We start from the raw sequence: 21,708 nt of genomic DNA, 5'->3' as shown, positions 1-21,708 counted from the left end.
GCCCCATGACCGAGCTCGCTGACATCCCGCTCTCCTCCATCCAGGGGTTCCTGGACCGTGTCCGGGACCTGACCTGTGAGCCAGTCACGTCCACGCGGCACCCGGTGGAGCCACTCGCGGAGGCGTGGCGAGTCCATGGACTGAGGCCCGGCGATGTCGTCCTCCTGGCCCTGCCGAACGGAGCGGAGTTGCTCGCGCAGCTCTTCGCCATCCTCGCCGCCCGTGGCGTGCCCGCGCTGGTATCCCCCTCCGCGCCCGCCTTGCGACAACAAGCCCTCGTGGAGGCGCTCCCGGCACGCGCGCTCGTGACGATGCGCCGCCCCGCCCCGCTGGCTCACGATGCGGACCGCTTCCACCTGGGAGGCGCGGAGGTCGCCCTGTTCTCGGAGGCACAACCTCCCGGCGCCCAGCCTGGAGAGATGGTGCTGCTCACCTCGGGCACGTCGGGCTTCGCCAGCGGCTGCGTGTTCGACCTGGAGGCGCTCTTCCGCAACGCCCGTCGTCACTCGGACGCCGTGGGCCTGCGTGCGGGCGACACCGTGCTGGTGAACCTTCCGCTCTACTACTCGTACTCGATGGTGGCCCAGGCCTTCGCCTCGCTGCTCCGCGGCGCGGACCTGGTCATCAGCGGCCCCCCCTTCCAGCCCGCGGCTTATCTGCGACTGCTCGCCGAGCAGGGCATCACCGTGTCCGCCCTCACGCCCCTCCTGGTGCGCGCGCTGCTCCAGCAACGCGGCGCCTTCCCCGAGGGCCTGCGCTCGCTCGGCGTCGGCGGCGACGTCCTCTCTCCCGAGCACGTGGAGCAGCTGCTCCGCCTGCGTCCACGCGGAGAGCTGTACCTCACCTATGGGCTGTCCGAGGCCGGGCCCCGGGTCGCGACCCTCTCGGCCCACGCGGAGCCCGCGCACCGTTACGCCTCCGTGGGACGGCCCCTGCCCGGCACGCAGGTGTCGCTCGCCCCCCGAGGTCCCGGCGGACAGAAGGAGCTGCTGGTCTCCTCGGACACGCTGATGAAGCGGCGCATCGGCCTGGTGGAGGGCGACAAGCTGCACGCGTGGCGCGGTCCCCGGCTGCTGGCCACCGGCGACATCTTCGACATCGACGCGGATGGCTACCTGTACTTCCAGGGGAGGCTCTCCGACTTCCTGGTCCGCGGCAGCGAGAAGATCTGCATGGCCTCCGTGCGGCGCCTGGCCACCACGCTCCCGGGTGTGCTCACGGCGCGCACCCAGGTCGTCTCCGGCACCGAGGGAGATGACTACGAGATGATCCTCACCGTGGCCGACGAGGGCCGACCCCTGGAGCACGTGTCCGAGGCGCTCTCGCGGCTCCTGCGGCTCGCCGAGCGCCCCCGACGCATCCAGGTCGTCTCCGCCGACGGCAGCACCGCCGCCCTGCACAAGTGAGCGGCTGACGCCACGCGCGTCGCCCCCAACCCGTCCCACCCGAGAAGGACCCTTCCGATGACGCTCGCCTCCGCGCACACCGGCAGCAATCAGTCACCTCGCACCCAGACGGAGCAGGTCCTGTGCGAACTCTGGAGCGTGCTGCTGGAGGTCGAGCAGGTCGGCGTCCACGACGACTTCTTCCAGCTCGGCGGCCACTCGCTCATCGCCACCCAGCTCGTCTCGCGCATCAACGAGATATTCCAGCTGCGCCTGCCCCTGCCGAGCATCTTCGATGCGCCCACCATCGCGCAGCTCGCCTCGGCCATCGACGCCTCACGAGGAGCCACCGCCTCCGGCATGGACCTCAAGCTGCGCCCGGGTGCCCGGACGAGTGAAGCGCCGCTCTCCTATTCGCAGGAGCGGCTCTGGTTCATGGAGCAGCTCCACCCCGGGCAGGCCACCCACAACATCCCCCTCTCCTATCGCATCACCTCCGCGCTCGACGTCGGCGTGCTCCAGCGGGCCCTCGACGAGGTCTTGCGTCGCCACGAACCGCTCCGAGTCACCTTCGCCTCCACCGAGTCGGGCCCCATCGCGCGCATCTCGCCTCCTGGCGCCTTCCCGCTCTCCGTCATCGACCTGGGCCACCTCTCCGCGGACACACGCGAGGAGGAGGCATCGCGCCTCGCCACGGAGCAGGCGCACACCCCCATCGACGTCCGCACCGGCCCCATCATCCGAGGCACCCTGCTGAAGCTCGACGCACGGGAGCATCGACTCCTGCTCACGATGCATCACATCGTGTCCGACGGCTGGTCCGTGGGCGTCCTCCTGCGCGAGCTGCGGACCCACTACGAAGACTTCGCCGCCGGCCGGTCGTCCTCGCTCCCCGAGCTGCCCGTGAGGTACGCGGACTTCGCCGCATGGCAGCGACAGTGGCTGCCCGCGCAGGCCGAGGAGCGGCTCCTCCCCTACTGGCGCAAGCGACTCGCCCAAGCCCCCGCCCTCCTGTCACTCCCCGCGGACCGCCCCCGTCCGCCGCTCCAGCGCTTCCGGGGTGCTCGGCGGACGTTCCACATCCGCGAGGAGACGGCGCTGGCCGTCGATGCGCTCTGCCGCCAGGAGCGCGCCACGCTCTTCATGACGCTGCTGGCGGGCTTCTGCGCCCTGCTCCACCGCTACTCCGGACAAGAGGACCTCCTCGTCGGCTCGCCCATCTCCGGACGCATCCGGCCGGAGGTCGAGGGACTCATCGGCTTCTTCGTCAACACGCTCACGCTGCGCAATGACCTGTCGGGCAACCCCCGCTTCACCGAGCTGCTCGCGCGGGTGCGCGAGACGACGCTCGGAGCCTTTGCCCACCAGGAGCTCCCCTTCGAGAAGCTGGTCGAGTCCCTCCAACCCGAGCGCACGCTCAGCCACGCGCAGCTCGTCCAGGTGATGTTCGTGTTGCAGAAGGCGCCCGCGCTGGAGGAGGACCCGTCCGCCTCACTCCAGCTCTCCGCCCTGGCGGAGCCGTGGGAGACGGACACGGGGACCTCGAAGTGCGACCTCGTCCTCTACATGGCGAGGAGCGCCGAGGGCCTGCGCGCCACCTTCGAGTACGACACGGACCTCTTCGACGAGGCACGCATCGAGCGCATGGCCGGGCACCTCCAGGTGATGCTCGAAGCGGTGGCCGCCGACCCGCACCAGAGGCTCTCGGCGCTGCCCCTGCTCACGCCCGTCGAGCGCAACCAGGTGCTGCGCGACTGGAACAGCGCCTCCGCGGACTTCCCCCGGGACGTCTGCGTCCACGAGCTGTTCTCGCGCCAGGCCGCGAGGACTCCGGACGCCATCGCCGTCTCCTACGGTGGGCAGGACCTCACCTATCGGGAGCTGGACGCGCGCTCCAATCAGCTCGCCCACCACCTGCGCTCACTCGGTGTGGGGCCCGAGGTGCTCGTCGGTCTGTGCGTCGAGCGCTCCGTGGACCTGGTCGTCAGCATGCTCGGCATCCTCAAGGCGGGAGGCGCGTACCTTCCGCTCGAGGCCTCCTATCCCACCGAGCGGCTGGCCTTCATGCTCCAGGACTCCCGCGTCTCGCTGCTCCTGGTCCACGCGTCCAGGCTCCAGCAGCTGCCCCCCTTCGCGGGGCCAGTGGTCCGCATCGACGAGGAACGGGAGGCCATCGCCCGGTGCTCCGAGCTGCCGGGGGTCTCCACCGTCTGCTCCGACAACCTCGCCTACGTCATCTACACCTCCGGCTCCACCGGCCGGCCCAAGGGCAGCGCCATCCTCCATCGAGGAATCGCGGCCCTGCTCTTCCAGACGAACTTCGTGCGCTTCTCGCCGAAGGACCGCGTCGCCCAGGCCTCCAACGCCTCCTTCGACCCGAGCACCTTCGAAATCTGGGGGGCGCTGCTGAACGGGGCTCGGCTGGTCGGCATCACCGCGGACCCGGCGCGTGAGCCTCACGAGCTGGCCGCCCAGATTCGGGACGAGGCCATCACGGTGATGTTCGTCACCACCGCGGTGCTCCACCTGCTGGCGCGGCAGATTCCGGAGGCGTTCCGCGACGTGCACACGCTCGTGTTCGGAGGCGAGGCCGCGGACCCGCTGGCGCTGCGAGAGGTGCTCCGACACGGCCCTCCTCGCCGGCTGCTCAACGGCTACGGCCCCACCGAGTGCACCGTCTTCTCGACCTTCCACGCCATCGACTCACCGCCGCCGCTCGGACAACCCGTCCCCATCGGGCGGCCCATCACCAACGGCCCGGTCTACCTGCTGGACGAGCACCTGAGGCCGGTGCCCGTCGGTGTCCCTGGGGAGCTGTACGTCGCGGGTGAGCGGCTGGGCCGTGGTTACTTCCATCGTCCGGACCTCACCGCGCGCACCTACGTGCCCGACCCCTTCACCACCCAACCGGGCGGGCGGCTGTACAAGACGGGCGACCTGGGCCGCTATCTCGCCAACGGCCGCATCGAGTACCTGGGCCGCGCCGACCTGCAGGTGAAGATTCGCGGCTTCCGCGTGGAGCTGGGCGAGGTCGAGGAGTCGCTGCGGCAGCACCCCTCCGTGGAGGACTGCACGGTGGTGGCGCTGGAGGTGGGAGGGGACCGCAAGCTGGCCGCGTACCTCGTGTCGCGGGGACAGGCGCCCGCGCAGTCGTCCCTTCGTGCGTGGCTGCGGGAACGATTGCCCGAGCACATGGTGCCGACATCCTTCACGGTGCTGCCCGCGTTGCCGCTCACGCCGAACGGCAAGGTGGACCGGCGGGCCCTGCCCTCGCCCGAGGCGCCCCAGGGAGATGCCTCCACGCAGCAGGCCCCACGCACCTTCACGGAGGAGACGCTGTGCCGGATGTGGGCGTCCCTGCTGGGCATGGCCCGCGTGGGCATCCACGACAACTTCTTCCAGCTGGGTGGGCACTCGCTCCTGGCCACACAGGTGGTCTCGCGGGTGCGCGCCGAGCTGGGAGTGGAGGTCTCGCTGCGCACGTTGTTCGCGGCGCCCACGGTGGCGGACCTGGCCAGGCACGTCTCCCGCGCGGAGCCTCCCGTAACGCTCGCGCGGCCGGTGCCTCCGCTGCGCAAGGTGTCCCGGGAAGGAGCCCTGCGGGTGTCGTTCGCGCAGGAGCGCCTGTGGCGGTTCTTCCAGCGGGCTCCCGAGTCCAGCGCCTACAACATCCCGCGCGCGTTCCGGTTGAAGGGACGATTGGAGGCGCGGCACCTCGAGGCGGCGTTCCAGGGGCTCATCGCCCGACATGAGACCTTGCGAGTCACCTACTCCGAGGAGGACGGAGTGCCGCTCCAGCACCTCCATGCATCGATGGACTTCCCCTTCCGGGAGGTGGACCTCCGAGGGAGGGAGGACCGCGAGGAGGAGGCGCGACGCCTGATGTTGGAGTCCGCGCTGCGTCCGTTCGACCTGACGCGCGGGCCGCTGCTCCACGGGATGCTGCTCCGATTGGAGGACGAGGAGCACCTGCTGTTCTGCTGCATGCACCACATCACGGCGGATGGCTGGTCCATGGGCGTCATGGCGCGAGAGCTCGGCCGGCTCTACACGGCCAGCGTCACGGGGGGAGAGCATGGGCTGCCGCCGCTGGTCATCCAGTATCCCGACTACGCGGCCTGGCAGCGCGACTGGCTGTCCGGGGCGGAGCTGAAGGAGCGGCTGGGGTTCTGGCAGAAGGCGCTCGCCGGAGCGCCCACGCGGCTCGACCTCCCCACGGACAAGCCGCGGCCCTCGGTGCGGACGTTCAACGGGCGCAATCTGACCGTGGCGCTGGGCGTGGAGCGCAGCCAGGCCCTGAATGCGCTCTGTCGTCAGGAGCAGGTGACGCCGTTCATGGCGTTGCTCGCCGTCTTCGGCGCGGTGCTGGCGCGGAATGCAGGGCAGGAGGAGGTGGTCATCGGCTCGCCCATCGCGAATCGCCTCCGTCCCGAGCTGGAGCCGCTCATCGGGATGTTCGTCAACGGGCTGTGCTTGCGGGTCAACCTCCAGGGCCGCCCCGCCTTCCGGGAGCTGCTCCAGCGCGTGCGCGAGGAGACCCTGGCGGGCTATGCCCACCAGGAGGTCCCGCTGGACCAGGTGATGGCCTCACTCGGGGTGGAGCTGCCCGCCAACCGCCCGCCCGTGTTCCAGGTGATGTTCGTGCTGCAGAACGCACCCACCGCGCCGCTGGAGCTGCCGGGGCTCACCATACGCAACGAGTCTGTCAATCGCGGCTCCGTCACCTATGAGCTGACGTTGGCCTTGACTGAGACATCGGGGGGGTTTTCGGGCGTGCTGGAATTCAACACCGACCTGTTCGAGCTGGCGACCGCGGAGCGCTTGCACGAAGACCTGGTGGAGCTGCTGGACGCCGTGCTGGCGGACCCGGACCTCCGCCTTCATGACGAGGCCACAAAAGGCTGACTGACAGTGAATGCCAGCGGAAACTATTGGCAGTCTTCACAAACAACGACGTGGACAGACTGCCCGACAACTGGCAGCCTTCCAAAGTCTCACACACCACGGGGTCCACAATGAAATCTTCGTCTCGCTCGGCCATCGTCGCTACGAGCCTGCTCGCCACCCTTTTCGCTGGCAACGCGCTGGCAGCCCAGACGTCTGGGAAGATCTACAGCGTCCAGGTCGAAGCGAATGGAAACTTCAGCCTGGTGCTCGAGAACACGCCCAACCTCTGCTCCAACGGCAACATGAGCAACAACAAGCGCGGAGCCGTGGTCGTGGGGGTTCGCGGCGTGACGGCGGATGGGCTCAAGGCGATGTACTCGGCGGCGCTGGCGGCCTTCATGGCCGGCAAGGTCGTGACCGTCTTCACGGATGAGGCCGTCACCACCACGGGCTGGGGCTGCACCGTTTACGTGCTGGATGTCTCGCCGTAATTCGGGGGTGACAGCAATGTCTACACCCCATCGAATGGCTTCCATCCGATTCGCGCTGGGCTTCGCCCTGCTCGTCACCTACGCCTCTCCGGGCTGGGCTCAGGCTCCGACAAAATGGGTTCCCATCACGGGTGACATCCCCATCTTCGTTCCCGCGAAGCAGTCTGGTCCGCTGGGCTCCTGCCAGAATGGCTGCGCCATGGGCCAGACCTGTGTCGAGGGCCAGTGCATGAGCTGCGGTGGCGTTGGCGAGCCTTGCTGTGCCGGTGCATGCCTCGCGGGCTCGACCTGTCTCGGGGGCTGCTGCGGCCAGCACTCGTTCTACGACGACTTCTCCCAGGGGCTCGACACCTCGAAGTGGATCGTCTTGGACGAGCCCATCGGCTCCGATTCGTACTGGCGCGCCAGCAATACCACGGTGTCTTCGGGGATGCTGAAGCTCACCGCAAAGGTCGATGCCACCGGGTACAACGGGTACTCGTCCGGGAGCGTCGCCACCCAGCAGTGGTTCGGCTACGGGCGTTATCGCATCACCGCCCAGGTGTCGGGCCAGCCGGGCATCGTTCCGGCATTCTGGTTCGCGGGCGCGAACTGCAGCGAGATCGACGTCTTCGAGGGCGGGGGGCTTTGTGGCTTCGACCCGAAGAAGATGCTCTTTGGCCACTACCCCCAGGTGAGCATCCTGCCAGGAGAGACAGAGTGCAGGCCTGCCCGTCAGAAGGATTACGAGCACACGGCCTCACTCGCGTATTCCCTCGCCTTCCACGTCTACGAACTCGATTGGCGCCCGGACCGCATCCTCATCAGCATCGATGGCGTTCCGATGTACTCCTCGACCGTCAACATCCCCACCCCGCCGATGCAGCTGCTCTTGAACCAGAATGTCGAGGCAGCGGGCAGGGGCTGGCCTCACAACCAGATCGACCCTTTGACCACCCAGCTTCCTTCCACTTTCTTCATCGACAAGGTGGAAGGCTGGACGCCGGCCGCGACGTGCCCTGTCATCAGCAGCACAGGGGCATGGACTCCCGCATCAGAGCCGGAGAGGGCCGGGCCCATTTGCTGCCCCGGTGATTGCTGTCCAGGAATGCCTCCCGAGAGCCCCGAGTGCCAGGCATCGCAAGGAAGAGTCCAAAGCAAGGGAGCATGCAGCGCGAGGCCTCGCACCACGCGCTAAGCCCCACACCCGCAGGCACCGTCCCGCGAGCTGACCTCAAATGAAGAGGCCCCCGGAGTCTTTCCGGGGGCCTCTCGTATTTCCAGCCCCCGAAAGGGGCAAGCCTCAGTGCGAGGCCTGCAACGCCTTGCGCTCCTTGGCGCAGAGCTGGATGAGCTCAATCATGCTCATGCTGCCGTTGCCGGTGTCGAACTTCTGGTCCTTGAAGTCGGGGTACCCGTTCTCCAGGATGCGCCCCTCCGCGATGCAGTCGTTGAGCTGCGCGAGCGCCTCGGGCTTCTTGCCCTTGGAGAGCAGCGCCTTCGCGGTGTCATACGCCTTGCGCTGGCCCTCCTGGAAGCGCAGCTCCACGTCCGCCTTCTTCTGCGGCGCCTGGATCGCCTCCGCCGTCTGCGCGCACTGGGCCATCACGTCCTGCGGCCGGGTGGGAATCCCCTCCACCAGCACGTCCACCCCAGCGAGGCTCGCGTTCTCCTTCACCATCCTCGCGCCCTCGTCCTGGCAGGCCCGGAGCTTCTCCGCCGCGCTCGCGTACAGCTCCTTGCGCTTGCGCAAATCCTTGGTGGACGCGGCCGACGCGAACGCCTTGCCGGCGGCGGTCAGCGCCTCCCCCGTCAGCTGCCGCAAGGCCCTCGCCTGCTTCGCGAACTCCAGCGCCTCCACCAGCTTCAGCCACTCGGCGCGCCCCCGCTCCGCGTTCGCCGCGTAGCCCGCGTCCTGCCGCTCCAGCGCCGCGTTCGCCTCGAAGAACTGCATCACCTCGTCCACGCCCTTCGACGCCGTCTCCACGTCGCCGTCCGTCGCGGAGATGCTCTTGGCCGCCTCCAGCTTCTCCTTCGTCAGCGCCAGTCGCGTGGACAGCTGCGCCCGGGCGTCCGCCGCGGACAGGACGATCTTCCGGCGGTTGATCCGCTCCGCCAGCTCCGCCATGCGCTCCTTCGTCTCCTTGGCGTAGATGGCGTAGTCGCGGTCCTTCTTCACGAAGGCGGCCCCCGCCTCCAGCACCACGCCAATCTGCTTCACGGCGTTGTCCGCCTCCTGCAGCTGCGCCGGGGTGGGCGCCTCCTTCTGGATCTGCGTCACGAGCGCCGCCGCGTTCTTGCGCGCCTCGTCCACCTTCATCCGCTGCTGCGTCAGGTCGACCTCGTACCGGCGCCGCTCCATCGTCGCCCGGCCGTCCTTGAGCAGCTGCCGCGCCTCCGCCGCCGAGGGGCTGATGGCCGGGTTCTTCACGTGCACCGTCTCGAGCGTCTTCTCCAGGACGACCATCGCCGTCTTGGCCTCCTCGAACTGCTCGGGCGTCACGGCCCGCTTCTCCACGTTGCGCAGGGCCTGGACCACCTCGGCACGGGCCGCGTCGAGCGTGCGGACCTGGAGCGCCACCTCCACCTCGACGAGCGTGTTCTTCACCTCGCCCAGGTACTGGCCGATGGCCTGGCTCCTCGCCGCCTGGGGCTCGTACTTGTCCACCAGCTTGCGCGCGACGAAGGCCGCCGTCTTCGCCTCGGCGAGCTGCTCGGGCGTCGGACGGCGGGCCCGGAGCGCCTTGGCGGACGCGCGCAGCTCCTCGTGCGCGGGCTCCAGCTCCACCTTGACCCGGGAGACACCCGCCTGAACGACGAGCTCATCCATCCGGCGCCGCGCCTGGGTGATCTCCGCGCGGGCCTTGTCCGCCTCCACGCGGTACGCCTTGTCACGCGCCTCCAGCGGCGTGCCCTCGTCGAGCGTCTTCTGCAGGGCCACCGTGGCCTTGTCCGTCGCGGAGAACTTCTCGTCCGACCAGGCCTTGTTCACCTCGGCGAGCGCGTTCGCCAGCGACTTGCGGCTCTCGTCCAACAGCCCGCGCTGCTTCTGCGCCGACTGCTGCAGCCACCGCTCGTCGAGCGTCTTCTCGTGGCGGGCGATGGTCGCGTCGACCTCGGTGAGGTACTGGGCGAACTTCGGGTCCTGGCTCTTCAAGGGCCGCCCCTCCTCCGCCAGCTTCTTGAGCCCATCCACCGCGGCGCGCGCCTCGTCCATGCCCTTGGAGCCGGAGTCCTCCTTCACGAGCTTCGCCATCCGCTCGTTCAGGGGCGCGAGCGCGCCGTCGATGCGGCGGCGGAACTCGTGGATGTGGACCTTGGCGCGGCGCTCGTCCACGTACTCACGCTGCGTGCGCAGCTGCTTGCGCGCGGCGAGGACGAGCTTGGCGTACTCCAGGTCCTCCGTCTCGAAGCTCGCCCCCGCGTTGAGCGCGTCCTTCAGCGCCTCCACCGCCACGACGGCGGCGTCGAGGTCCGCGTTGCGCGGCGGCTCCACCTCGATTTTCTGGACGGCCGTCGCGAGCGCCGCGCGAGCCGACTCCACCTTCTTCGTGGCCTCCGCGATGGACTTCGCGGCGCCGGGCTCCGGAGGCGCGGCGAAGGCCTCGGCGGAGGCGAGGATGCACAACCCCATCAACACCAGCACAGAAGTACGTACCATTCACACCAACCTACTACAGCGAGGCCGGGGGAGCCCCGGCATAGTGGAAGCGTCCTGAAGGCTGGCGGGAACTGAACGCGAGGTGGGAGACCCACGGACTCCCACCTGGGCCAGCAGACGACCAGGCCCCTGGCCACACGCGCATCCCCGGGCGGGAGTTGGTCTAGCGTGGGCCGCACCCTCGTGCGCCCTCACCTCGTGAAATCCACCGTCTTCCTCCTGCTCGTCGCGGGCCTTCCAGGCTGCGCCACCTCCCCTTCGCGCGTCCGTTCCACCTCGGCGGAGCCCGTGCTCCTCGTCCAGGACGGCGTCACCGCGGAGGCAGCCCGGGGGGTCTGGCGCTCGCGCGGCCATGGGCACGTCCTGACCGTCTCCGCGAAGGACCTGAAGCTGCACCATGCGACAGCCGCCGGCTGCTACCCGCAGCCCGGCGAAGAACCCGGAGCGCTGTCGGGCTTCGTCCACGTGATGCCCGATTCGGCTCCCGACAGCCTGTCCCTCAGCGCCGTCCCCGGCGACACGCGGTACCTCTTCGAGCGGCTCCCCGCCCTGCCCCCGGAGTGCTCGGCGAACACCGAGTGGACGCCACCGCGGCTGTTCGAGCTCTTCGCCGCGACCTTCACGGAGCACTACGCCTTCTTCGCGGAGCGCCACGTGGACTTCAGCGCCCGTGTCGCCGCGCTCCGCCCCAGGGTCACCGACGCGACAAAGCCCCGTGCGTTGTTCGGAGTCTTCCAGGCGCTGACGACGGGACTCGGGGACGCGCATACCCGCATCGCCGCCGAGGTGGATGGGGAGACACTCGGCCACGCAGAGGGAGAGGCCCGGACGCTGGAGCGCGTGGACGCCGAGGGGAGCAAGGCGGGACAGTCATCCCGGGACGCCCAGCGCGCCTGGCTCGCCGCCTACCGCGACGGCATCCTCCAGACGGTGCTGAAGGGCGCGGGCCACCACGTGGCGAACAAGCGCATCTTCCATGGGCTCGTGGGCGACGTCGGCTACCTCAACGTGGTGACGATGGGGGGCTATGTCGACGAGGACGATGTCCCGCCGCGCGAGGAACTCCGGGTCCTCGACGAGGCGCTCGACACGGCGCTGCAATCCTTCCAGGGCGCACGGGCCGTCATCGTCGACGTGAGCAACAACCGGGGCGGACATGACGTCATCTCCCGAGCCATCGCCGCGCGCTTCACCGACACCCGGCGGCTCGCCTACACCAAGGTCCCCTTCAACTCCGACGTGCCTCCCCAGGCCTTCCACGTCGAGCCCGCCTCCGGACCGCGCTACACCGGTCCTGTCTACCTGGTGACGAGCGACATCACCGTGAGCGCCGGGGAAGTCTTCACCCTCGCCATGCGCGCGCTGCCGAATGTCACCCACGTGGGCACCACCACCCGAGGCGCCCTCTCCGACGTGCTCGTCAAGCCGCTCCCGAATGGATGGAGCGTGGAGCTCTCCAACGAGCGCTATCTCGACCCGAAGGGGCAGCTGTTCGAGGCACGCGGCATCCCTCCCCAGCAGGAACTGGAGGTCTTCCCCGAAGACGACCTGCACGAGGGCCACGCCAGGGCCGTGCTGTCGGTGGTGGACGTGGCCTCGGGTCGACGGAACGCAGTCCCTGGAGGCGCTCGCGAATGACGGCGGCCTACGAGTTGTTCCTACGGGAGGTCGATGCCCAGGGACGGGAGCGTGCCGATGGGTTCTCGCTGGGCAACCTTCGACACCTCACGCCGGAAGAGCACCTCCAGGTGCTCGCCACGTTGACGCGGCTGCTCTCCGAGCGGGAGGAACGGGCCCCCGTGGCGCTGGCCCTCCTGGCCCCGACACCAGCCACCGTCACACTGTTGCGTGAAGCACTCCCGCTGCCGTGGAAGCCCGGAGCGAGGCGCGAGTACTTCGACCTGGAGGTCGCATCAGCGCTCGGCGTGCTCACGGGCGAACCGCTGGCCCTGGACCTGCTCGAGGACACCGTGGCGCGAAGCCAGGACCAGTGGGCCAAGGGCATCGCGACGGAAGGGCTGCGCCGGGCCTCGCCATCGAGCGATGCCAGCGCGCGTCTGGCGCGGCTCATCCGCACGCGGCCTCGGGAGTCGATGCTGCTCGACGCCGCCGAGATGCTGATGACGCGACATGGCCTGTGGGCCTACGACCTGGCGCGCCAGGATGAGCGACTGACGCTCCTGCGCGCACTGACGGAAGACGATGACGCCGCCCGGGACGAAGCCCTCGGGCGGATTCTCGCCGCGCCCGTCAAACCCTGGCCCTGAGTCACCGAGGAGAGCCCGTGGAGACACCCCTCCATCGGCAAGCGTGACGACGAAGGCCGGCCTCGCACGAGGGCCTCCCGAGCCGGAGCGTCGGCTCCTCAGGTCCGAAGGACGGCGACCGCCTCCACCTCGAAGAGCATCCCGTCCAGCGCCAGCCGGGGCACGGGCATCAGCGTACAGGTCGGCTTCATTCCATCCCCCCAGGCCGCGTCCAGCTCGGGGCCGATGATGCGGAGCTTCTCCTCCGTGTGGTCCACCACGAGCATCGTGAGCTTGGCGACGTCGCCGACGCCCGCTCCCACCGACGCCAGCGCCGTGCGGACATTCTGGAGCGCCTGCCTCACCTGGAGGCGGAAGTCAGGCTCCAGCGCGCCGCTCTCACGCTCGCCGCCCTGCCCCGCCAGATAGATGAGCCGGGTTCCGGCCGCCACCTGCGCCACGTGCGAGAAGCCGTAGGGCGCCGGGTCGAACAGCCCCTTCGGATTCGTCAGGACCAACGGAGGAGTCTTCGAGGATTCAGTGCTCTGTCCCATGATTCACCTGTGTGGAGTCGGCCCCCAATATGCGGGCCGGCACTCCCGCCTTCAATCGAATCGGACCGGAGGCGTCCTCAGTGCGGCTCGGCCGATACCTGGGCCGCGTGACGCAATCCCCACTCCACCAGGGGGTGGGCGGCCTGGGCGAGCGCGAGGCCCGTGGGCGTGAGCGAATACTCCTCCTTGGGCGGCACCTCGTCGAACACCGCGCGGCCGACGACGCCAGCGGCCTCCAGCTCCCGGAGCTGCTCGAACAGGACCTTCTCGCTGACGCCGCGCACCCGACGTCGCAGCTCGCCGGAGCGCACTGGCCCTGCGTACAGCTCGCACAGGATGGCCGACTTCCACCTGCCTCCGATGAAGGCCCGCGCCACACCGAGGTCGCAGTCCGCGGCCGATTGCCTCCTCACCATGTTCCCGTCTCCTCCTCGTCCGGCACTTACAATTCTGTAAGGACTTGTGCCGCGCCGCGATTCATCCAAATAACAGACGCACGCATCCAAAGTAGCGCCCCCGGGGACAGCCAACATGAGCAATCCACGCGGCGACGTGACGGTCATCGGGCTGGGCAAGCTGGGCTCGGCTCTCGCGGGAGCCTTTCTCCGGGCCGGGCATCGGGTGACGGTCTGGAACCGCACCGCGAGCCGCGCCGAGCTTCTGCGACAAGCCGGGGCCGTGGTGGCCCCAGCGCGGCGGCGGCGGTAGAGGCCAGCCCGCTGGTGGTGGTGTGCGTGTCCGACCATCCCTCCACTCGCGCCATCCTCGAGGTGCCGGAGGTGACCTCGGCCTTGTCGGGGCGCACGTTCGTGCAGCTCAGCTCCAGCACACCGCAGGTGGCTCGCGACCTGGAGACCTGGGCGCGCGGACGGGACATCGACCTGCTCCGCGGGGCAGTCCTCGCCTGCCTCGACAGGCTGGCACCGAGGACGGCGCCATCGTGCTCTCGGGCCCCCGCGAGGTGCTGCGCCGACATGAGGGCGTCCTGCGTGCCCTGGGCGGCACGCTCACATGGGCGAGGCGATAGGCGCCGCCTGCGCGATGTTCTCGGCGGTGCTGACGTATCTGGCCACGCACTGGATGGGCGTTGCCCATGGCGCGCGCGTCTGCCGCGCCGAGGAGCTGGACGCGACGGCCTTCGGCGTGACTCTGCACGCGCTCGCTCCCGCTCTGGGTCAGGACGCCCGCCACATGGCGAAGGAGCTCCAGACCGCGGGCTACGCCAACCCCGAGAGCACGCTGGAGACGGCGGGCAACGACATCCCCCGGCTGGTGCAGCTGTCTCAGGAAGATGGCATCAGCGATGCGGTGCCCCGCTTCGTCGCCTGCATCCTCCGCCAGGCCATCGACGCGGGGCCTGGCGCCGAGCAGCATGCCGCCCTGTTCAAGGTCTTGTACCGGACGCGCCAGGCGGTGTCCGACGACCGGCGCACCGTGCGGACGCAACGTTGTGCTGGCGTGGCACGCGGACCTGCAGGCAGGCGCCGCGGGCCAGATTGAGGGCAGCCGGTGAGGCCACCCCTCGCTGACAGCCGCGTGCCAGGCAAGAGGCTGAGTCATCGCGGACCGGCAGGATGAGGAGGGCCCCCCGGCACGTTTCACGAGGCCGGGGAGCGCGTCTCCTCCCTCGCGACGCTCGCGCCTGCCCCCTCGAAATCAAATATCGGGTGACACCTGGCACGACCGCCGGAGTTTCATGAGACACTCACGCTTTCCCACGCGTCCGGCAGCCTGCTCAGGATTTCATGTCATTTCTGGATCGCATCCTCGACCCTCCGAGTTACGGCTACGAAAAGAACGGCGCGCTCCATGTGCCCACCCACCGGGAAATCCTCTCGGAGTTCTTCTCCCGACTGAACATTCTACGAACCCGTAAGAACTGGCTGGCCCTGACGGGGTGGGCCACGACGTTGGGGTTCGGCATCCCGCTGGCGCTCTTCTTCACCCATCACTTCAGCGTGTGGCTGCTGCTGGCGGGCTTCGTCTACAGCATGGTGGTGTTGGGCACCCACGGCACCATCTGGTTCCACCGCTATGCCACGCACCGTGCGTTCAAGTTCAAGAACGCCTTCTTCCGGGAGCTGTGCCGCAACCTGGTGGTGAAGACCATCTCGGAGGAGGCCTATGTCATCTCCCACCACGTGCACCACGCCAGGTCGGAGCAGCCAGGCGACCCCTACAACGCGAAGGCCGGCTGGCTCTACTGCTTCCTGGCGGACGCGAATCATCAGGGTATCCGCAAGGACTTGAACGCCAGGGATTACGCGCAGCTGTGCAAGCTGATGGAGCACACGGGGGTGCACCTCAACAGCCATGCGCAGTACCAGAAGTGGGGTTCACTCTGTCACCCGGCCTGGACGGTGGCGCACTTCCTGGCGAACTGGGCAGTCTGGTACGGCGTGTTCTTCCTGCTCGGCGGGCACGCGCTGGCGTTGGCGCTCTTCGGCTGGTCCGGGGTGTGGGTCGTGGGCGTGCGGACGTTCAACTATGACGGGCACGGGGGTGGGAAGGACCGTCGGCGTGACGGGGTGGACTTCAACCGGCGCGACCAGTCCATCAACCAGCGCTGGCCGGGCCTCATCACCGGGGAGTGGCACAACAACCACCACCTCTATCCGCAAGGCGCGCGCGCGGGCTTCCTGCCGTACCAGTTCGACCCCGCCTGGCAGTGCATCCGCGGCGCGCACTGGCTCGGCGCCATCAGCAGCTACCGCGACTTCAAGCCGGAGTTCATGGCGCGCCACTACCTCCCCTGGCTGGAGGAACAGAAGGCCAAGGCCGTCGCGGTGGCCGGATGAACCCGAGTTCGTGATTCTCGGACGGCCTCGGACGGCGCGCCTGGGGTCCACCCTGCGTGGAGATGGGCTGACAGAGCGCTGGGCGTCGCCCTTCGCCCCTGGTGCCTCGAGCAGGCGAGGAGGAGGTGAGCGAGGGGGGGGTGGAGCAGCTGCTCCATGCAGGGAAGATGGGACCATCGTACAGGGCCAGCGTCAGGCGACGAACGCTGCCGCGGACCGCTTCGGAGACGCTGAGTCGGGCGCGCCGCTAGCCTCGTGGAGCAACCACTCTGGAGGTCTCGATGGTCAAGCCTGGCTGGCTCGTTGCGGTGGTTTCGACCGGGATGCTGTACGTGGGCTGCGGTGAGCATCAGGGCGGCTCCGCGGAGGGCGAGGTGCCCGCCTCCGTCGAGCAGGGCCTGTCGACGCTCGTCACCTGTCCGGTGGGCTCCGTGACGGTGACGTTCGACCCGCCGCTGCGACGGACACCCCAGGACGTCGTCACCACCTCGACGGGCGTCCTGAGCAACTGCGTCACGCTCCTGGGCTCGCCGGTGACCTCGGCGACCGCTTGGAGACAGCTCAACGAGCCGGGCCTCTCCTGCGCGAACCTCCTCAAGACGCCTTCCACCACGCTGTCGCTGACCTGGAATACAGGCGAGACCTCGACCCTGCGCAGCACGCAGGTGCGGGTGGCTTCCGAGCCGGCCGTGGCCATCGCGGAGGAGACCGGCACCGTCCTGTCGGGGAAGTTCGAGGGCGCCACCTCGGTACGAACCGCGACTTTCGTCTCCACGGACCTCGCGGCCTGTGATTCGCCCGAAGGGCTGTCCTCGCTCAACGGGCTCCTGTCCCTGAGCCTCGTTCAAGTGCTCTGACTCCAGGTGGTTGCCCGTGGTCACCTGTCCCGTGGGCACGGTGAGCGTGACAGCCGCTGCGTCGCTACGCCCCCTCCCGCGGGACGTCCCCACCCTCGCGAGCCAGCTCCACGGCAACCGCCCCCCCCTTGACCGGGCCACATCCCGCTCATGCGAATGCTCGTCATCGTGGAGACCTGGGGCCGCGCAGCGTGGCGGTGCTGGCGCCGCTGCTTTCGAAGCAGGCCCCCGCCGATTGACCGACGGGGGCCGCTCGCCTTCTCGACCTCAGGCGATGTTCCGCACCGCTGCGGAGCCCTCCTTCGTCCCCGCGCCGGGTGAAGCGCTCAGGAGGCTCACCTTCGGCCTGGCCACGGTGGCGGGCACCCCGAAGAAGGCATCATAGGCGTCGATGTGCTGCTGCCCCACCGTCGTCATGAAGTCCGCGAAGTCCGCCGGCTGGGCGGGCAGCGGCGACGGCATGAAGAACTGCGAAGGCAGCCTGACGTAGGGATTCGGGTCCGGGACCCGCTCGTACAGCGGGTGGATGGTCCCATAGGCGAGGTTGGCGTCGAGCCCGAAGACACCGGTGAGGGGGCCGTAGAGCGTCTGGATGGACTGGTTCTTGACGTAATCCCACACGACGTCATTCTGCACGCTGTGCGGCTGGACGTTCATCAGGTTGGTCCAGCCATGCGGCACCACGTCGTACACGTTCGTGATGACCTGGTTCCAGTAGCCATAATTCGCGATGCCGGTGATGTACGTCGGAACGAAGAGCCCGCTGAAGTAGTTGACGAAGCCCTGGTCTCCCGTCGTCGGCGCGGCCGTCGGCAGCACGAAGACGTCGTTCCAACGCTTCACATCGAAGATGCTCGGATAGAGCCAGCGAGCCAACGTCGGACTGAGCGAGCCTCCCAGGCTGTGCCCCGTGAAGACCAGCGTCGACTTGGGCGACTCCTTCGTCCCCAGGAAGGTCTGCAGCGACTGATTCGTCCGCGGGTCCAGCATGTTCAGCAGATTCGTGGTCCCCCAGGCCGCCCCTTGGGAGACGTTCCCGATGTTGGAACGACTGGGATTGGTGCTGTTCGTCGGGGTGATGCCCATCGGATAGGGCACGGTGACCGAGACGTTGTTGTCCAGACAGTCCGTGTCGTACCAGTTGTACGTCGTGTCCCGATTCCCGTTGGTGCCAGCAACCGCCACGACATAGCAGTCCGCTTGCGCGTTGTAGGCCACGTACATGACGTTGTCGGCCACCTTCGACACGCGGCCCTTCCCCGAGCAGTCCTTGTCCGTTTGATAGACACAAGGACCCCACACCCGCGTCCACACGCCCAATTGCTGCGCATTCTGGGTCAACGCGCCGTCGATGATGGGCCCCAGCGCGAGCGCGATGTTGGAGGCCGTGTCCTCGATCTGGTCCCCCAGGCCGGAGAACCGCGAGAGCCGGTAGACCGTCTGGATGATGTTGTAGCTGCCGCCTGGATTGATGGGCTGCACGACCTTCATCTGGAATTCCTCCATTGGGGGTGGTGAGCCCCTCGGAGCAGAAGACATGCCAGCACGCCAGAGCCGGGCCCCAATGCAAACACAGGCATTTGCGAACCCCCTCCAGACACTTGACGCGTCAGGGCGGGCACTTGACGTGTCAGGCCTGTCCGGCATTCGTCGACAGGAGAACTTTCCCATGCCCTGGCACATCACTCGAGCAGGTGGAGGTCCACGGCCTCCGCCATGAGCGCGTGGCCCGCATCGTTGGGGTGCAGTCCGTCCACCGTCAGCGTCGCTCGCATCGCGTCGGGGTCCGCCGGGTCCCTCAGCACGGCCTCGAAGTCAATCACCGCGTCGAACCGGCCCGCCGTGCGAATCCACTGGTTCACCGCCTCGCGCGTGGCCTCGTTCGCCGCCGTGAAGTAGGGATGGCCCTTCATCGGCGTCAACGTCCCGCCATACACCTTCATGCCCCGGGCCCTCGCCCGCTGGATGAGCTGCTCGTAGGCCTGGGTGATGCGCTCGGCCCCGGATGCCGCCCCCGGGCGGCCGATGTCGTTGATTCCCTCCAGCAGGATGACGGCCTTCACGCCGCGCTGGGTCAGCACGTCGCGCTCGAAGCGGCGCAAGCCGCTGGGGCCATAGCCCTCCTCCAACAGCCGGTTGCCCGACAGCCCCGCGTTGAGCACGCCCACGGCGCGTCCGCCTCGCGCCCTCAGGCGTTGCGACAGGCGCGCGGGCCAGGTGCGCTCCTGGTCCGCCGTGGTCCCCACGCCATCGGTGATGGAGTCGCCGAACGCCACGACCAGGGACGCATCCGCCACGGCGTCGACGTGCAGCGCGGTGAGGAAGTAGAGGCTGCGCGTGGTGAGCGCGGGCACGAAGCTCGCGGCCCCAGCGTGGTCGCCACGGCCAGAGACATAGGTGCTCCGCGTGCCCTCCAGGTGCCAGGACACGGCCCCCGAGCGCTCCAGGAAGTAGAGCGACACCGCCACATCCCGCAGGCCATCGACCGCGAGCTCCACGGGCTCGCTGGTGGCCGTCCTCCCCGGAGGGATGCTGACGGACGCCGTGCCGGCGAAGCGGACCTGCCGGTCCGTCGAGGGGTCGATGGAGACGCCCTGAGTCCTCAACCCGACGCGAACCGCCGCGACCTGCAAGGGTTGCGTACCGTACTGGTTGCTCAACACCAGCCGCAGCCGGGGGCCCGCCAGCGTGGGCCGCACGAACATGCGCACCGTCTGGTCGCGGAAGCTCGGTCCGGCGAGCTCATCCCCCACCGTGGCCGAGGCCGACGGGTGCATCGGCGCGGTGAAGGCGGGCAGCCAGTGCGGCGAGGCGAGCGACGCCTTCTCGCCACACGCGCACACGACCCACACCATGACGGCCCACCCGAGGTGACACAGGCTCCTGAACAGGCGCGACATGGTGCCTCCCGAGGCTCAGGGCTCTCGTCCAGGCGGAGCCCACCGCACGGCGCGCCGGGTGGCCATCACCCTCTGGCGCCACCAGCAGGCCTGGAGGCGCACGCCGGACCTCTCCCAGACGTGCGACGCGACGTCGAGCGACCTGGCAAGCGCCCCCGAGTGCTCACGAGGCCACGGCGCGACCACCCGCGCCGCGCTGGAACAACCAGGCAGCCCCCAGGAACAGCGAGACGAAGCCCGCGGTGAGCCCCAGCACCTCGGCCGGAGGACTCCACGGCAAGCCCCAGCCCGCGAGCACCGCGACGAGGCCGATGACGGCCTGGGTGACGGCCATCGCGACCAGCGTCCGCGCCATGCCGGCCGCGCGCAGCCGGGTGATGAAGCAACCGGCCACGCCGATGAGCACCACCCCACCATGGAGCAGGTTCACGCGCGCACCGTCAGAGCCGATGATGCCGACACCGAGGCTCAGCCAGACGAGGCAGGACACGGCGAAGAGCGAGAGGCCGACGGCGGCGCGGTACGAGGTTCGGGGAATCGAGATGGACATGGAGGGGCTCCGGTTCGACGGGCGATGAGCACGGCGTGAAGCCCTGACAAGGTGGCACCTCTGCACGAGCACGGCGGCGACGCTCCCGACCAGCGGTCGGAATCCGCCGCCAGACGTCGCCGGACGCGGGCGGCCGGCCTCCCCCTGCTTCGTTGATTCCGGAGGACTCCAGTAGACTCGCGCCATGCTTGCTCGCGTGGGCTCCTCCGTCGTGCTGCTCGTGTTCGCGTTGCCGTGGTGGGCCATCACCGGGTTCGCCGACTACATGGCGGGCTCCAGCGTGAGGCGTCAGGCCCAGTCCGCGAGCTGGCCCACCGCGCAGGGCACCATCACCGCGAGCGAGGTGCGCTCGGTCCGCGGCAACAAGAGCACCACGCACGGCCTCGAGCTGACCTACACGTACTCCGTCGACGGACGACGGCACGAGGGCCACAAGTACCGCATCATGACCTCGCGCTCGGGGGACCTCGAGGAGGCCCAGGCGCTGGTCGCCCGGTACCCCGTCGGGGCTCTCGTCACCGTGCACCACGCGCCGGGCGACCCCTCGGAGGCGGTCCTCCAGGCGGGTCTCGGGGGCACGGAGCTGGTCGTGCTCCTGATACTGCTTCCCTTCAACCTGGTGGCGCTCTGGCTGCTGAAGCTGGTGGTGGGGTCCTTCAAGCCGGAGTCGCCGCTGCTGTCCCCCTTCACACGGGAGGACGGCAGCGAGTGCGTGGTGCTCGACGCACCCGACACGGCCACCTCGGCGGCCATCACCATGGCGACCTCCGCCCTGCTCTGCGTCGTGCTCACGAGCACCCTCGCGGGCGTCAACCCGCCCCTGGCCGCGGGCGTGGCGGCCTGGGTCGTCGTCTTCGCGTGCGGACTGCTCGTCGGGCGCTACCTCCACGCCCGGAAGAAGGCCGGCCACTACGAGGTCCGCCTCCACCGCCGGGAGCGGAGGCTCTCGCTGCCGCCCATCCCGGGACGCAAGGCGCGGCTCGACGTCCGGTGGAACGACGTGCTGTCGCTGCGTGTCGAGTCCCAGGTGTCCGCGAAGAACAAGACGCGCTACCGCGTCACGCTCGAAGTCGCCACCGCCGACGGCACGGCGCGACAGGAAGCCGTGTGCGGCCATACCCGACAGGAGCAGGCGGAGGCGCTGGCGCGGTGGCTGAGAAAGGACCTCCAGGTGAGGGAGGTCGCGCTCCAGGCGCTGCGCTCGGCCTGACCCGAGGCGCATCGGGCCACCGGGACGCGGCGGGCGCGTGCACGGAGGCTCGCCCGCCCCATCCATCGCGCCGGGCAGGAGCGGCGAGCGCACGCTGTGGGCCGCGCCCTCCGCGCCTACCCTTTCCCAGGGACGAGCAGGGCGAGTCTGTCTTTCGGGGGTCACATGGAGCGCCTCATCGGAAGCCCCG

General features: G+C 69.1%; 16 protein-coding genes and 1 pseudogene. 11 read left to right on the top strand and 6 right to left on the bottom strand.

Annotated elements, in window-relative coordinates; all coding sequences use genetic code 11:
* Nucleotides 1–5 precede the first annotated feature (5 nt).
* The 4 genes from K8640_RS22455 (at nt 6) to K8640_RS22440 (ending at nt 7,940) form a co-directional block, all read left to right on the top strand.
* On the top strand, nt 6–1,406 hold the full coding sequence (locus K8640_RS22455) for a class I adenylate-forming enzyme family protein (RefSeq protein ID WP_223748892.1): 1,401 nt from the start codon (nt 6–8) through the stop codon (nt 1,404–1,406).
* 57 nt (nt 1,407–1,463) lie between these two features.
* Nucleotides 1,464–6,290 carry a non-ribosomal peptide synthetase gene (locus K8640_RS22450; protein ID WP_223748891.1) on the top strand — a complete coding sequence of 1,609 codons (4,827 nt, stop codon included), beginning with the start codon at nt 1,464–1,466 and terminating at the stop codon, nt 6,288–6,290.
* Between the two features lie 110 nt (nt 6,291–6,400).
* A complete protein-coding gene (locus K8640_RS22445; RefSeq protein ID WP_223748890.1) occupies nt 6,401–6,763 on the top strand; it encodes a hypothetical protein in 363 nt (120 codons plus the stop codon).
* Between the two features lie 34 nt (nt 6,764–6,797).
* Nucleotides 6,798–7,940 (top strand): family 16 glycosylhydrolase, encoded by a 1,143-nt coding sequence (locus K8640_RS22440; RefSeq protein WP_223748889.1) that lies wholly within the window; start codon nt 6,798–6,800, stop codon nt 7,938–7,940.
* Nucleotides 7,941–8,045: 105 nt separating this feature from the next.
* Here the strand turns inward: K8640_RS22440 and K8640_RS22435 are convergent, their stop codons facing one another.
* Entirely contained in the window at nt 8,046–10,403 is a 2,358-nt protein-coding gene (locus K8640_RS22435; RefSeq protein WP_223748888.1) for a hypothetical protein, read from the bottom strand.
* 168 nt (nt 10,404–10,571) lie between these two features.
* Here K8640_RS22435 and K8640_RS22430 point away from each other — a divergent pair, with 168 nt between their 5' ends.
* A complete protein-coding gene (locus tag K8640_RS22430; RefSeq protein ID WP_223748887.1) occupies nt 10,572–12,041 on the top strand; it encodes a S41 family peptidase in 1,470 nt (489 codons plus the stop codon).
* Nucleotides 12,038–12,670 (top strand): hypothetical protein, encoded by a 633-nt coding sequence (locus K8640_RS22425; RefSeq protein ID WP_223748886.1) that lies wholly within the window; start codon nt 12,038–12,040, stop codon nt 12,668–12,670. Before K8640_RS22430 ends, K8640_RS22425 begins: the two co-directional genes overlap by 4 nt.
* 98 nt (nt 12,671–12,768) lie before the next feature.
* On the opposite strand, the gene K8640_RS22420 is transcribed toward K8640_RS22425, so the two are convergent.
* The gene (locus K8640_RS22420) at nt 12,769–13,203 is read right to left on the bottom strand and encodes a RidA family protein (protein ID WP_223748885.1); all 435 of its coding nucleotides are present in this window, start codon (nt 13,201–13,203) and stop codon (nt 12,769–12,771) included.
* Nucleotides 13,204–13,280: 77 nt separating this feature from the next.
* The gene (locus tag K8640_RS22415; protein WP_223748884.1) at nt 13,281–13,619 is read right to left on the bottom strand and encodes a helix-turn-helix domain-containing protein; all 339 of its coding nucleotides are present in this window, start codon (nt 13,617–13,619) and stop codon (nt 13,281–13,283) included.
* A 109-nt stretch (nt 13,620–13,728) separates the two neighbouring features.
* Here K8640_RS22415 and K8640_RS43195 point away from each other — a divergent pair.
* The 4 genes and pseudogenes from K8640_RS43195 to K8640_RS22395 all read left to right on the top strand — a co-directional run.
* A pseudogene (locus tag K8640_RS43195) lies at nt 13,729–13,911 on the top strand (NAD(P)-binding domain-containing protein); the annotation flags it as partial.
* 303 nt (nt 13,912–14,214) lie between these two features.
* Complete coding sequence (locus K8640_RS22405) at nt 14,215–14,703, top strand: hypothetical protein (RefSeq protein ID WP_223748882.1); 489 nt, start codon at nt 14,215–14,217, stop codon at nt 14,701–14,703.
* A 245-nt stretch (nt 14,704–14,948) separates the two neighbouring features.
* Nucleotides 14,949–16,001: a fatty acid desaturase gene (locus tag K8640_RS22400; RefSeq protein WP_223748881.1), complete on the top strand. Its 1,053-nt coding sequence runs from the start codon at nt 14,949–14,951 to the stop codon at nt 15,999–16,001.
* A gap of 281 nt (nt 16,002–16,282) precedes the next feature.
* Nucleotides 16,283–16,858, top strand: coding sequence for a hypothetical protein (locus K8640_RS22395; protein ID WP_223748880.1), 576 nt, complete (start codon nt 16,283–16,285; stop codon nt 16,856–16,858).
* Nucleotides 16,859–17,125: 267 nt separating this feature from the next.
* On the opposite strand, the gene K8640_RS22390 is transcribed toward K8640_RS22395, so the two are convergent.
* The 3 genes from K8640_RS22390 to K8640_RS22380 all read right to left on the bottom strand — a co-directional run bounded on the left by K8640_RS22390 (nt 17,126) and on the right by K8640_RS22380 (nt 20,308).
* A complete protein-coding gene (locus K8640_RS22390; protein ID WP_223748879.1) occupies nt 17,126–18,349 on the bottom strand; it encodes a lipase family protein in 1,224 nt (407 codons plus the stop codon).
* A gap of 191 nt (nt 18,350–18,540) precedes the next feature.
* A complete protein-coding gene (locus K8640_RS22385; protein ID WP_223748878.1) occupies nt 18,541–19,758 on the bottom strand; it encodes an SGNH/GDSL hydrolase family protein in 1,218 nt (405 codons plus the stop codon).
* 163 nt (nt 19,759–19,921) lie between these two features.
* Nucleotides 19,922–20,308, bottom strand: a complete 387-nt coding sequence (locus K8640_RS22380) for a hypothetical protein (RefSeq protein ID WP_223748877.1) — start codon at nt 20,306–20,308, stop codon at nt 19,922–19,924.
* A gap of 184 nt (nt 20,309–20,492) precedes the next feature.
* Between K8640_RS22380 and K8640_RS22375 the strand changes: the two genes are divergently transcribed.
* Nucleotides 20,493–21,518: a DUF3592 domain-containing protein gene (locus K8640_RS22375; protein ID WP_223748876.1), complete on the top strand. Its 1,026-nt coding sequence runs from the start codon at nt 20,493–20,495 to the stop codon at nt 21,516–21,518.
* The last annotated feature ends 190 nt before the right edge of the window (nt 21,519–21,708 follow it).

Origin of the sequence: Myxococcus sp. XM-1-1-1, from assembly GCF_020037095.1 — a bacterium.
Taxonomy (GTDB): Bacteria; Myxococcota; Myxococcia; order Myxococcales; family Myxococcaceae; genus Myxococcus; species Myxococcus fulvus.
Note: the sequence above shows the minus strand (reverse complement) of the source record. Positions and strands in the feature narration are given on the sequence as shown.